This is a genomic window from Pseudohaemophilus paraphrohaemolyticus (assembly GCF_003253115.1).
GTDB lineage: Bacteria > Pseudomonadota > Gammaproteobacteria > Enterobacterales > Pasteurellaceae > Haemophilus_A > Haemophilus_A paraphrohaemolyticus_A.
Genome location: NZ_QEQF01000001.1, coordinates 396036 through 408444 on the forward strand (window position 1 = coordinate 396036; position 12409 = coordinate 408444).

The following is a 12409-nucleotide window of genomic DNA, read 5'->3' on the forward strand; positions in this document are numbered from 1 at the left end:
TGTTAAAACAAAAAAAAGAGATAGCAAAATTGAAGCTATCTCTGTTTTCTAATAAGTCTATGTTTATAAAGATATTGTCAGTTTATGGTACGCTCGCAAGGCTTTTTCTTTCGCTTTTTCAGTGTTCTTATCGCGAGCTAAAATCACCCCCATACGACGGTGACCATCCACACTACCTTTACCAAATAAGCGAATATTCGTACCGATTTCTTCTAACACTTTATCGAGATTGCCAAAAGTAATATTATCTGACTTGCCTTCTACCACAATTGCTTTAGAAGCTGCTGGACTAATTTGATAGATCTCTGGAATAGGTAAGCCTAAAATCGCACGAGCATGTAAGGCAAACTGAGAAAGCTCTTGTGAAGCCATCGTGACCATGCCCGTATCGTGTGGGCGAGGAGAGACTTCGTTGAAAATGATTTCATCACCACAAACAAAAAGTTCAACCCCAAAAATACCACGACCGCCAAGAGCTGAAGTGATTTTCTCTGCCACTTCTTGGGCTTTGCGTTGGGCTGTTTCACTCATTGCTTGTGGCTGCCAAGATTCTTGGTAATCGCCGTTTTTCTGAATATGCCCAATCGGTGCAAGAAATGATGTACCGTGAATATGGCGTACTGTAAGTTGCGTTATTTCATAATCGAATTTGATAAAACCTTCCACAATCACACGACCGCCACCTGCACGACCACCTTCTTGAGCATATTGCCACGCTTGCTCAATTTGGTCAGCTGATTTGATAATCGATTGCCCGTGCCCCGAGGAAGACATAATCGGTTTTACCACACAAGGAATCCCAATTTCCGTAATCGCTTGTTGGAAAGCATCAAAATTATCCACAAAGCGATAAGGCGACGTTTTCAGTCCTAATTCTTCTGCAGCTAAACGACGAATGCCTTCACGGTTCATTGTTAGTTTTGTAGCCTTCGCTGTTGGAATAACGTTATATCCCTCACTTTCCAACTCAACTAAGGTATCAGTTGCAATAGCTTCCACTTCTGGCACAATAAAATCAGGCTTTTCTTTTCCCACTAATGCACGCAAAGCCTGCCCATCTAACATTGAGATAGTATATGCACGATGAGCTACTTGTTGAGCAGGAGCATTCTCATAGCGATCAACTGCAATCACTTCCACGCCTAAACGTTGGAGTTCAATCACAACTTCCTTGCCCAATTCGCCTGAGCCTAACATCATGACTTTAGTTGCATTCGGTCTTAACGCTGTTCCAATTGTGGTCATTTTTTTGATCCTTTAGGGTAAAATAAAAAAGCAAACGTTTGCGTAAATTATACAGAAAAGCGATAAGATTTTGCAAAAGTTTTACAAAATCTTATCGCTTGAAGAGATGCCGATTACTCCATTGATTTCACCGCACTACTAATTGTCATCTTAATTTCTGCTGAAATCAGGCTTGAAATCAAATCTTCAATTACTTCGATTTTAGCTTTATTGGCCTTACCTTCTGCATCAAAGTAACCTTCTACTTTTAATGCTGAAGTAAAGGTTGAGAACAATGCTTTATCGAAGAATTCTGGAGCGTTGATTCCGTGTAGCACTGATAAACGTTGAGCAATTGAGCGGCTTTCTTTCTCTAATTCGCCACGTGAGATTTCAGGGCGATCAAGCAAAATATTTAAGCCGATAAAATAGCGTTGTAACAATTCGCGTACACCATTGCTGTGCAATTGTAATGAGCGTAAATGAGCTGGATTGATTTTAAAGACTTCGCTTTCGCTTTTTACTAATTGTTGGCAAATAAATTCGTTTAGAATCAATTCAATTTGGGTGCGAAGTTCTGTTTCGTTAAAGCGTAAGAAAAGTTCTGCTTTTAAGAACGGGTAAATTTGCTGTACCGTTTTAACGATTAGATCTTTCGACACTGCTTCTAAGTGTAAAATCACGCTGGCAACTAAAGATGGCAATACAAACAAATGTTGAATGTTATTTCGGTAGTAAGTCATCAATACTGCCGATTCTCGATCTAAGCGGATAAGTTCACCAAAATTATCTTTTTCTGCAGTAACGCCTGAACGCGGTAGTTTTAATACATGCTCAAGCATCGCTTCCGCAGAGTCTGTTGGTAATGTCATATCCTCAGAATAAGGTACATTGAGGAATAATTGCATGTAACTTTCGACTTGTTCAATCAACTGTTCACGTGCCAACGCTCGTTGACGAGAAGCAAGTAAGGCTGAGCCTATCAGATTTTTCGCATTGACCGCAGCTGCCTTATTGATATTAACCATTACTTCTTTCGCAATGCTATCGACGGCATCATTTAACCATTTTGCACGGCCGTCTTCGCTTGGCTCGCGCCATTCTGGGAAATGTTGGTTTAAATAATGGTTAATTTGAATCGGTTCACCGAAATTGACATAACCTTGCCCTAAGTTTTTCAATTTTTTAATGACACGAAGTACTAAACCTGCATTTTCTTTCTCTTTTGCCGCACCACGTAATTCTTTGGCGTAAGTATCCACTTCTAGCACGTGCTCATAACCGATATAAACAGGCACAATGCTGATTGGACGTGTTAAGCCACGTTGTAAGGCTTGAATAGTCATCGACATCATTCCCGTTTTTGGCTCAAGTAAGCGCCCTGTGCGAGAGCGGCCACCTTCGATAAAATATTCAACCGAATAACCACGATAGAAAAGCTCAGCTAAATATTCGCGGAAAATGGTGGAATATAAGCGATTGCCTTTGAATGTGCGGCGAATAAAAAATGCTCCCCAGCTGCGGAAAATTGAACCTACAGGGAAAAAATTGAGGTTAATTCCTGCTGCAATATGTGGCGGCACTAAGCCTTGATGGTAGAGCAAGTAAGAAAGTAACAGATAGTCCATATGGCTACGGTGACAAGGCACATAGACGATTTCGTGTCCTTCTAAGGCAAGTTTACGTACACGCTCACTGTTTTCAACATTGATGCCTTGATAGAGCTTATTCCAAAGCCAGCTTAACAGACGATCTGCCACACGTAAGCTATCGTGTTTTACATCGGCTGCAATTTCATCAAGCATTTTGGCGGCTTCAGCACGTGCTTTCTCAAGCGGGATTTTTTTATTTTCTGCTTCATCTGCAATCGCTTTTTTCAATACATCAGAATCAAGTAATTTGTTGAACATCGCTTGGCGATCAGGTAGTTGTGGGCCCATTGCTGAGTAACGTTGTTTAGCAAAGTGCATACGAGCAATGCGAGCCAATTTACGTGCTAATTGTTCATCTGCATTTTGATTTGCAACTATCTCATTTAAAGAGACCGCTTGTGAGAAACGGACGAAATTATCACGCCCATACCAAATCATGGAAAATAGGCGAGAAAATGCCCCTAATGCTCGTAAACTTGGTGCTTTTTCTTTTCCCGGTGCTCGCCCCCACAGTACTGAAACAGGAATAAGTTGCACATCTAAGTTTGAATCTTGTTTATGTAAATCTAAATAACGATGGATCACGGCGACCGTTTCGCTCTTGGCTTCTTTTGATTTAAAAAAGCGACGATCTTCATTTAAAAAAACGAAACGTGGCAATGAAATACTGTTGATCACATTTTGTTCTAACGGATCAGGCAAGTTCAAACTACGACAGTTTCGCTGCAAAATCAGGAGATCTGATTGTGAAGTGTAAGGTAAAATGTAAATCAATGGCTGTTCACGATTAAGTGCTAATTCGGTAATCGGATCGGTTGGAATAGATCGCGGCTTTACCAGCAAAGAAAGCGGTAAATTCAGCAATTTACGGTATAAATTAAGCAAAATTGACATTGGATTATCCTTTGATTTATTTTGTCAAACTAGGGGCTGTTAATAATTCATTTCGCATTTGAGTTATCGTTTAAAATAAGCACAATCGCGACGCAATTCGAAATCAAGAGTAGTCTTCTTAAAGAGAATTGCAACAAAGAGTGTGCTTATTTTAAACATAATCCGAAGGGCTGGGACTATTTTTCATGATAACGGTGTTAAAAGCGGTTCGTTTAGAATGACTAAACTTCACCGCTTTCGCCTTGTTCTCACAAAAAATAGTCTCCAGCTCAAATGTGAAATGAATTATCGACAGCCCCTAATCCATTTTATCACAAAATTTCGAAAAAATTAGTTACAAATCATAGCTTACTGTATATAATGCCAAATATTATGTATAAAAGACCAGAGAGGATAAAATGGCACGTAAACAATTAACAGAACGCCAGCAAGAAATCTTTGATTTTGTTAAAAATCATATCACAACGACTGGTATGCCCCCAACGCGTGTAGAAATTGCACGTGAAATCGGTTTTAAATCGCCTAATGCTGCAGAAGAGCACTTAAAAGCCTTAGCGCGTAAAGGCTATATTGAGATGCTTTCAGGCACATCTCGCGGTATTCGAATTTTGGTAAACGATGAAGAAGCGGCAAATGAAGATAGTTTACCGTTAATTGGTCGTGTAGCTGCAGGTACGCCAATTGAGGCGATTGAACATATTGAAGATCATTATCCTGTAAGCGGGACAATGTTCAACCCAACCGCGGATTATCTGCTTCGCGTGAATGGAAATTCAATGGAGAATATCGGCATTTTAGATGGCGATTTATTAGCCGTACATAAAACTAAAATTGCGAAAAATGGACAGGTTGTTGTAGCTCGAGTGGATGATGAAGTGACAGTAAAACGTCTTGAGAAAAAAGGTAATTTAATCTACCTTCATCCTGAAAATGATGAGTTAGAAGCGATTGTGGTTGATCCTCGTCTTGAATATATTGAGATTGAAGGAATTGCTGTTGGTGTCATTCGTAGCAACGCTTGGATGTAGTTTGAAGCCGATATTTTTGTAATGAATTTAGCCAAACTTCCCACTTCTGAAGCAGAGCTGTTAGCCAATGCGAATTGGTTAGCAGGTTTTCGATTGGGCGAAATTGCCGAAATGTTACAAATACCCGTGCCAAAAGATTTAAAACGCGATAAAGGCTGGATTGGGCAATTGATTGAAACGGCACTTGGAGCAAATGCGGGATCAAAAGCGGAGCAAGATTTTGTACATTTAGGCATAGAGCTCAAAACGATTCCGATTAACGCACAAGGCGAACCGTTGGAAACAACCTTTGTAAGCCTTGCCCCGCTTATACAAAATAATGGCATCACGTGGCAAAGTTCGCACGTGCGACATAAATTACAAAAAGTGTTGTGGATTCCCATTGAAGGTAGCCGGGATATCCCACTTGCAGAACGGTATATTGGGCAACCGATTTTGTGGCAACCTTCTTCCGAACAAGATCAGCAACTTCAGCAAGATTGGGAAGAGTTGATGGAATTGATTGTATTAGGGCAATTGCACAAAATTAATGCCACTTTAGGCGAGGTTTTACAACTTCGTCCTAAAGGTAGAAATAGCAAGGCGCTTGCCAATGCAGTAAATGAACAAGGGCAGCCTATTCAATCCTTGCCGTTAGGTTTTTATTTGAGAAAGCAATTTACTCGACAAATCTTGCAACAATTTTTGATTGCAAATGACAAAAGCCAATAATTAAAGCGGTTGCTGAGCTTGTCGAAGCATTAGCTTTATCATCATATAACAAGATTATGTTACTTATTGATTTAAAAGACAAAGAACTCTCCCAAGAAGAAGTTGAATTATTAGAACATCCCTTGGTTTCTGGTTTAATTCTGTTTAGCCGAAATTTTCACGATAAACAACAAATCCAAGCCTTGATTAAAGATGTTCGCCGACGGGTAAAAAAGCCACTTTTGATTACCATCGATCAAGAAGGCGGACGAGTCCAACGTTTCCGAGAGGATTTTACACAGCTCCCCGCAATGCAATCTTTCGCTCATCTTGCTCAAAGCAAACAAGAAACTAAGCAGCTTGCGTATGAAGCAGGTTGGGTAATGGCGAGCGAAATGTTTGCTTTAGATATTGATTTAAGTTTTGCGCCTGTATTGGATTTAGGGCATCAAAGTAAGGCAATTGGCGATCGTGCCTTTTCGCAAAATATCCACGAATTATTACCGATTGCAGAACGCTTTATTGATGGAATGCAAGCCGTTGGAATGGCAACCACAGGCAAACATTTTCCAGGGCATGGGCACGTTTTAGCTGACTCACATTTAGAAACCCCATTTGATGATCGCCCAAAAGCGGTTATTTTTGAGCAAGATCTTCAGCCATTTAAACAGCTAATTGCGAAAAATAAACTCTCTGCGATTATGCCTGCGCACGTGATTTATACTCAATGTGATAGCCAACCTGCCAGCGGTTCAAATTATTGGCTAAAAGAGATTTTACGTCAGCAATTGAATTTTAATGGCGTGATTTTCTCCGACGATTTAGGTATGAAAGGGGCGGGATTTATGGGCAATTTTGTTGAACGTGCAGAAAAAGCGATTTCAGCAGGTTGTGATTTATTACTGCTTTGTAATGAACCTGAAGGTGTGGTACAGGTGTTGGATAATTTAAACTATCAACCTACTCAAGCACAGAAAGAACGCCATATTAGCTTGATGAAACGCAAGCATATCAGTTGGTCTGATTTAGAAAAAAATCATGACTATTTGCAAGCCTCTGCTCGTTTGAGTGAATGGCAGCAAAAATGGCTTGAATGGAAAGCTCTTAATAATTGATGATGAACTTAAATTGCCAACATTTTACTCAACAACAATGTCGCTCTTGCCAATGGCTTGAAAAAGACAAATTTGAGCAAATTTCGCTAAAAGAAGAGGAGCTCAAGCGGTTGATTTTACCTTTTATTTTGCAAAATCAGACAGAAATTCTACCGCCTGTAATGTCGGAGATTTCACACTTTCGTAATAAAGCTAAAATGGTCGTCAGTGGCAGCGTAGAACGTCCAATTTTAGGCTTACTGAAAGATCAGAATAATCCACAAAGTGGCATTGATTTAACCGATTGCCAATTATATACACAGGGTATTGAAACGCTTTTTCCAGTTTTGAAAGATTTTATCGGACGAGCAGGATTAGTACCTTATAACATTGCAAAGAAAAAAGGTGAGCTCAAATATATTCTGATTACCCAAAGCCAAGCTAATCAATCCATTATGCTGCGTTTTGTGTTACGTTCTACTCAAAAACAACCGCTTGTGGAACGCGAATTGCCTACATTGTTAGCAAAATTGCCTGCCAATTCAGTAGTCAGTTTAAACATTCAGCCACAGCATGCAGCGATTTTAGAAGGCGAAACGGAAATATTCTTAACTGAACAGACGACTATTGAAGAAAATTTTAACGGCATTCCGCTTTTTATTCGTCCGCAAGGCTTCTTCCAAACGAATCCGCTTGTTGCTAGCCAGCTGTATAAAACCGCTCAAGAATGGATAAAAGATTTACCTATTCAGGACTTTTGGGATCTGTTTTGTGGAGTAGGAGGATTTGGGCTACATTGTGCTTACGCATTACAAGCAAAAAATCCAACCGTTTCACTCACGGGGATTGAGATTTCTGCCTCTGCCATTGCTAGTGCAACAAAATCTGCTGAAAAGTTAGGGATTGATAATGTCTCTTTTGCATCACTGGATTCAGCGCAATTTGCTATTCATTCTGATGAAGTACGAAGCCAGCCTGATTTGGTAATTGTAAACCCACCAAGGCGAGGAATTGGGCAGGCATTGAGTGAATATTTAAACGAGCTTGCGCCACCATATTTAATTTATTCCAGCTGTAATGCTCAAACAATGGCAAAAGATTTTGAGGCATTAACGAACTATGCATTATACAAGGTACAACTCTTTGATATGTTTCCGCATACTGCCCATTATGAGGTTTTAACCTTATTGGCTAAAAAATAGAATTTTATCTCACTCTTTTGCGGTAGGCTTACCGAAAAAGCGGAAAAGTTGCTATAATATTGTCGATTTATAGTATTAGATCAAATTAGCTGCAAATAAAATGAACTAAATCATCTTTTTGCAAGACAAACTAAGCAAATATCCTTACTATATCCCTATTCTTTTTTCAATCTCAATTAGAGGAATATCAACAATGGCTAAAATTGTAAAAGTAATTGGTCGTGAAATCATCGACTCTCGTGGTAACCCAACAGTTGAAGCAGAAGTTCACTTAGAAGGTGGCTTCGTAGGTCTTGCAGCAGCTCCATCTGGTGCATCAACTGGTTCTCGCGAAGCATTAGAGTTACGTGATGGCGATAAATCACGTTTCTTAGGTAAAGGCGTATTAAAAGCGGTTTCAGCAGTAAACAATGAAATTGCGAACGCTATCGTTGGTAAAGATGGTTCTGCACAAGCTGAAATCGACCAAATTATGATCGATTTAGATGGTACAGAAAACAAATCTAAATTTGGTGCAAACGCAATCTTAGCAGTTTCATTAGCAACGGCTAAAGCAGCAGCAGCATCTAAAGGTTTACCTCTTTACGCTTATATTGCAGAATTAAATGGCACTCCAGGCGTTTATTCTATGCCATTACCAATGATGAACATCATCAACGGTGGTGAACATGCAGATAACAACGTTGATATCCAAGAATTTATGATTCAACCAGTAGGTGCAAAAACTTTACGTGAAGCATTACGCATCGGTGCTGAAGTATTCCACAACTTAGCTAAAGTATTAAAATCTAAAGGTTTAAATACAGCTGTAGGTGATGAAGGTGGTTTTGCACCTAACCTTGCATCTAACGCAGATGCTTTAGCATGTATCAAAGAAGCAGTTGAAAAAGCAGGTTACGTTTTAGGTAAAGATGTCACTTTAGCAATGGACTGTGCATCTTCTGAGTTCTACAACAAAGAAACTGGCAACTACGAGTTAAAAGGTGAAGGCAAAACCTTCACTTCTCAAGAGTTCACTCACTACCTTGAAGGCTTAACAAAAGAGTATCCAATCGTTTCTATCGAAGATGGTCAAGATGAATCAGACTGGGATGGTTTTGCATACCAAACTAAAGTATTAGGTGACAAAGTTCAATTAGTTGGTGACGACTTATTCGTAACTAATACTAAGATCTTAAAAGAAGGTATCGAAAAAGGTATCGCAAACTCAATCTTAATCAAATTCAACCAAATCGGTTCATTAACTGAAACTTTAGCAGCAATCAAAATGGCTAAAGATGCAGGTTACACAGCGGTAATCTCACACCGTTCTGGTGAAACTGAAGATGCAACTATCGCAGACTTAGCGGTAGGTACAGCAGCAGGTCAAATCAAAACAGGTTCTATGAGCCGTTCAGACCGTATTGCGAAATACAACCAATTAATTCGTATCGAAGAAGCATTAGAACGTGCTGGCACTCCAGCTCCGTTCCTTGGCTTAAAAGCGGTTAAAGGTCAAGCATAATTCAGACTTTGATTAAAGCTGATTAGCTTAAAAAATGCCACAGATTTCTGTGGCATTTTTTCTATCTTTTTTGCTATTGTGAGGAAAACAGAATGTTATATTCCGTATTAACTGACCAAATATTATTAGGTGAAGGCTATCGTAATGGAGCACATTCCACCCAACATGAACATTTAGTAGTCATGTTTGAAGATGATGGCGATACAGGCTATTTTTATGCGATGGATTTACACCAAGCCGAGCAACCAATTGTTGATAGTCTGTTTGTTTACAACGTAAGTGATATTGACCAAAACAGTCTAAAAGAACCACGCCGATTAGAAATTTGTTGGTCTGAAGATGGCTACCAAGCCTTTTTATTGATTAACGGCTACCCACACGCCGTGTTTGATTTCCATCAGTTTGTGGGTTACAACCACACCAAATTCCCGCAACCAAATTTAAACAGCATATGGGTGCATAAAGAAACCACCAACGAGCATGTTGAGAAGTGGTTGGGGTAAACATAAAAAGGCATAGTCAAATGACTATGCCTCATTCAGGTTAAACCTACTTAATCTTCTCAAAACAAGCGGTCAATTTCGCAAAATCTTTTACGCCTTTGCTGCTTTCCACACCTGAATTTAAATCCACGCCTAAACAACCTTGTTGGAGTGCTTGCTCGATATTTTCTAAGCTAATGCCACCGGCTAATAACGATTTCGCTTTGATATTTTCAGGAATGAGCGACCAATCAAAGGCTTTGCCTGTACCGCCTTGTTGATTGCCCGACTTGCTATCAAGCACAAAACGGTTGATTTGCGGGTTATCTTCAATTGCCACATTTTCAGCATTCAGATCAATAGAAATGGCTTTCCAAATTTGGACTTTGCCTTCCAAACTTTGATACAGTTTATTGATGTAATGTTCGTCTTCATTGCCGTGCAGTTGCACCGCAAAGAGTTCAAGCTGTTTTGCAATTTTCTCAACAAAATCAACCGCTTGATTTTGGAATACACCTACATAGCGAAGGGGGGCATTCACGACCAACTCTTGAGCTTGACGAAGCGAGAGTTGGCGAGGTGAACCTTCGGCAAAAATCAAACCACCGTAAAGCCCACCAAGCTGATAAACGGCTTTCACATCTTGCGGTCGGGTTAATCCACACACCTTGTTTTCGCCGAAAATAATCTGACGCACTGCATTATTTAGATCTGAACTTCCCATTAAGCTACTACCGATTAAAAAAGCGTGTGCATAAGGCTGGATTTTTTGCACTTGGAGGTGGTTGTGCACGCCCGATTCAGAGATTAAACGAACGTCAGGAGGAATGCGGTCGCGGTATTTTTCCACCAAACGCACAATGCGGTTCATATCAATGGTGAGTGTGTGTAAATCACGGTTATTCACGCCAATGATTTTTGCCCCTAGTGTTAAAGCTCGTTCGAACTCTTCTTCTGTGCTGGTTTCCGTCAACACCCCCATTCCCAACGAATGGGCAAGGTTGGCAAGCTCAGTGTAAGTAGCATCATCAACCACAGAAAGCATAAGCAAAATCGCATCCGCATTAAAATAACGAGCTAGGTAAACTTGATATGTCGAGATCATAAAATCTTTACATAAAATTGGCTGTGTAGTTTGCTGCTTGACTTGGTTGATGTAGCAGAAATCACCTTGGAAATATTGCTCATCCGTTAACACCGAAATCGCTGTCGCATAGTTTTTGTAAACACATGCGATCGCATCTAAATCAAATTCAGCACGAATTAGCCCTTTAGACGGAGAAGCTTTTTTGCATTCCAAAATATAAGCGGGCTGATTATGCAAACCTTTTGCTAATTCAGCATAAAAATAGCGATCGCTTGGTGTGATATGTGGCAGAATCTGCTCAAGTGGCAATTCTTTTTGTTTATTTTCTACCCAGTTCGCTTTATCTTGCACAATTTTTTGAAGAATAGTCGCTTGATTGGTTTGCATATTTACCTTCTGTTGTTCGTCATAATTAGATTTTTACAAAAAGTTTACTCTAAGCTGTCCAAAATAGGAAGAAAATAGCCTAAAATATCGCATTTAATTCAATAGATTTTTGATAATGAAAACCAAAATTAGACAACATTTAACCGATTTACAAATTGCAATGCGAACCCACGAAATTTGGGAAGTCACGCCACCTTCTGCAGAAGCTTTAGCAAATCCGCAACCTTTCTGTATTGAAACGCTCACACCAACTCAATGGCTACAATGGATTTTTATCCCGCGCATGCACGCCTTGTTAGATAGCGACGCGGATTTACCACGCAATTTTTCTATTACACCTTATTTAGAAGAAGCCTTAAAAGAAGAAGTCTACTTAAAGGCAATCCACTCGCCCGTCTTGCAAATTGAGTTGTTGTTAAAAGATTGATATGGAATTAGAGATTTTATATCGCGATGAGGAGCTGATTGCGATTAACAAGCCTGCAGGAATGTTGGTGCATCGCAGTTGGTTAGACAAAGCAGAAACGGTATTTGCAATGCAAACCTTACGGGATCAAATTTGTCAGCACGTTTTCCCACTGCACCGTTTAGATCGCCCTACTTCAGGCGTATTGCTATTTGCTTTGAATAGCGAAATGGCGAAAACAATGTGTGAATTATTCGAAAATCATCAAATGGAAAAAGGTTATTTAGCAGTGGTTCGAGGTTATTTACAAGGGCAAGCGAGAGTGGACTATCCGCTCAAAGTGATTTTAGATAAAGTAGCGGATAAATTTTCTCAAGAAAAAGAAGCACAAGAAGCGATAACCGACTATCAAGGTTTAGCAACGGTGGAAATGCCATATCCTGTGGGTAAGCATCAAACCACGCGTTATTCATTGGTCGAACTTTTCCCGCGAACAGGGCGAAAACATCAGCTAAGACGCCATTTAAAGCATCTTTTTCACCCTATTATGGGGGATACTAAATATGGCGATTTGCATCAAAATCGTGCCTTAGGCGAACATTCTGGCGTAAATAGACTGATGTTACATTCGCATTTTTTGCGTTTTATTCACCCAAAAACTTCGGAAAAAATTACGATAAAAGCCCCGCTTGATGAACAATGGCAAAGGCTTTTTCAGATCTTTAATTGGGATTTTCCTGATTTTTAATTAGACAAAAA

At 39.8% G+C, this 12409-nt stretch carries 11 protein-coding genes; 8 read left to right on the plus strand and 3 right to left on the minus strand.

Annotated elements, in window-relative coordinates; translation table 11 throughout:
• Positions 1–63: 63 nt before the first annotated feature.
• On the minus strand, positions 64–1245 hold the full coding sequence (gene purT / locus DPV92_RS01660) for a formate-dependent phosphoribosylglycinamide formyltransferase (protein WP_111353368.1): 1182 nt from the start codon (positions 1243–1245) through the stop codon (positions 64–66).
• A gap of 113 nt (positions 1246–1358) precedes the next feature.
• Positions 1359–3770, minus strand: a complete 2412-nt coding sequence (gene plsB / locus DPV92_RS01665; protein WP_111353369.1) for a glycerol-3-phosphate 1-O-acyltransferase PlsB — start codon at positions 3768–3770, stop codon at positions 1359–1361.
• A gap of 398 nt (positions 3771–4168) precedes the next feature.
• Between plsB and lexA the strand changes: the two genes are divergently transcribed.
• The 6 genes from lexA to DPV92_RS01695 all read left to right on the plus strand — a co-directional run bounded on the left by lexA (position 4169) and on the right by DPV92_RS01695 (position 9791).
• A complete protein-coding gene (lexA, locus tag DPV92_RS01670) occupies positions 4169–4798 on the plus strand; it encodes a transcriptional repressor LexA (RefSeq protein WP_111353370.1) in 630 nt (209 codons plus the stop codon).
• A 21-nt stretch (positions 4799–4819) separates the two neighbouring features.
• Positions 4820–5509, plus strand: coding sequence for a DNA mismatch repair endonuclease MutH (gene mutH, locus DPV92_RS01675; protein ID WP_111353371.1), 690 nt, complete (start codon positions 4820–4822; stop codon positions 5507–5509).
• Positions 5510–5565: 56 nt separating this feature from the next.
• Complete coding sequence (gene nagZ, locus DPV92_RS01680) at positions 5566–6603, plus strand: beta-N-acetylhexosaminidase (RefSeq protein ID WP_111353372.1); 1038 nt, start codon at positions 5566–5568, stop codon at positions 6601–6603.
• Positions 6604–6605: 2 nt separating this feature from the next.
• The gene (gene rlmC / locus DPV92_RS01685; RefSeq protein WP_111353575.1) at positions 6606–7784 is read left to right on the plus strand and encodes a 23S rRNA (uracil(747)-C(5))-methyltransferase RlmC; all 1179 of its coding nucleotides are present in this window, start codon (positions 6606–6608) and stop codon (positions 7782–7784) included.
• A 193-nt stretch (positions 7785–7977) separates the two neighbouring features.
• Positions 7978–9288, plus strand: coding sequence for a phosphopyruvate hydratase (eno, locus tag DPV92_RS01690; RefSeq protein WP_111353373.1), 1311 nt, complete (start codon positions 7978–7980; stop codon positions 9286–9288).
• A 92-nt stretch (positions 9289–9380) separates the two neighbouring features.
• Positions 9381–9791 carry a DUF2251 domain-containing protein gene (locus DPV92_RS01695; protein WP_111353374.1) on the plus strand — a complete coding sequence of 137 codons (411 nt, stop codon included), beginning with the start codon at positions 9381–9383 and terminating at the stop codon, positions 9789–9791.
• Between the two features lie 46 nt (positions 9792–9837).
• On the opposite strand, the gene trpCF is transcribed toward DPV92_RS01695, so the two are convergent.
• Positions 9838–11244, minus strand: a complete 1407-nt coding sequence (gene trpCF, locus DPV92_RS01700; RefSeq protein ID WP_111353375.1) for a bifunctional indole-3-glycerol-phosphate synthase TrpC/phosphoribosylanthranilate isomerase TrpF — start codon at positions 11242–11244, stop codon at positions 9838–9840.
• A 115-nt stretch (positions 11245–11359) separates the two neighbouring features.
• On the opposite strand from trpCF, the gene DPV92_RS01705 reads away from it, so the two are divergent.
• Both DPV92_RS01705 and truC read left to right on the plus strand, forming a co-directional pair.
• On the plus strand, positions 11360–11671 hold the full coding sequence (locus tag DPV92_RS01705; protein ID WP_111353376.1) for a YqcC family protein: 312 nt from the start codon (positions 11360–11362) through the stop codon (positions 11669–11671).
• A gap of 1 nt (position 11672) precedes the next feature.
• Positions 11673–12398 (plus strand): tRNA pseudouridine(65) synthase TruC, encoded by a 726-nt coding sequence (truC, locus tag DPV92_RS01710; protein WP_111353377.1) that lies wholly within the window; start codon positions 11673–11675, stop codon positions 12396–12398.
• The last annotated feature ends 11 nt before the right edge of the window (positions 12399–12409 follow it).

Excerpts from the sequence above, each read along its gene's own strand:
- purT (WP_111353368.1), bottom strand. The coding sequence starts at position 1,245 with ATGACCACAATTGGAACAGCGTTAAGACCGAATGCAACTAAAGTCATG.
- plsB (WP_111353369.1), bottom strand. The coding sequence starts at position 3,770 with ATGTCAATTTTGCTTAATTTATACCGTAAATTGCTGAATTTACCGCTT.
- lexA (WP_111353370.1), top strand. The coding sequence starts at position 4,169 with ATGGCACGTAAACAATTAACAGAACGCCAGCAAGAAATCTTTGATTTT.
- mutH (WP_111353371.1), top strand. The coding sequence starts at position 4,820 with ATGAATTTAGCCAAACTTCCCACTTCTGAAGCAGAGCTGTTAGCCAAT.
- nagZ (WP_111353372.1), top strand. The coding sequence starts at position 5,566 with ATGTTACTTATTGATTTAAAAGACAAAGAACTCTCCCAAGAAGAAGTT.
- rlmC (WP_111353575.1), top strand. The coding sequence starts at position 6,606 with ATGAACTTAAATTGCCAACATTTTACTCAACAACAATGTCGCTCTTGC.
- eno (WP_111353373.1), top strand. The coding sequence starts at position 7,978 with ATGGCTAAAATTGTAAAAGTAATTGGTCGTGAAATCATCGACTCTCGT.
- DPV92_RS01695 (WP_111353374.1), top strand. The coding sequence starts at position 9,381 with ATGTTATATTCCGTATTAACTGACCAAATATTATTAGGTGAAGGCTAT.
- trpCF (WP_111353375.1), bottom strand. The coding sequence starts at position 11,244 with ATGCAAACCAATCAAGCGACTATTCTTCAAAAAATTGTGCAAGATAAA.
- DPV92_RS01705 (WP_111353376.1), top strand. The coding sequence starts at position 11,360 with ATGAAAACCAAAATTAGACAACATTTAACCGATTTACAAATTGCAATG.
- truC (WP_111353377.1), top strand. The coding sequence starts at position 11,673 with ATGGAATTAGAGATTTTATATCGCGATGAGGAGCTGATTGCGATTAAC.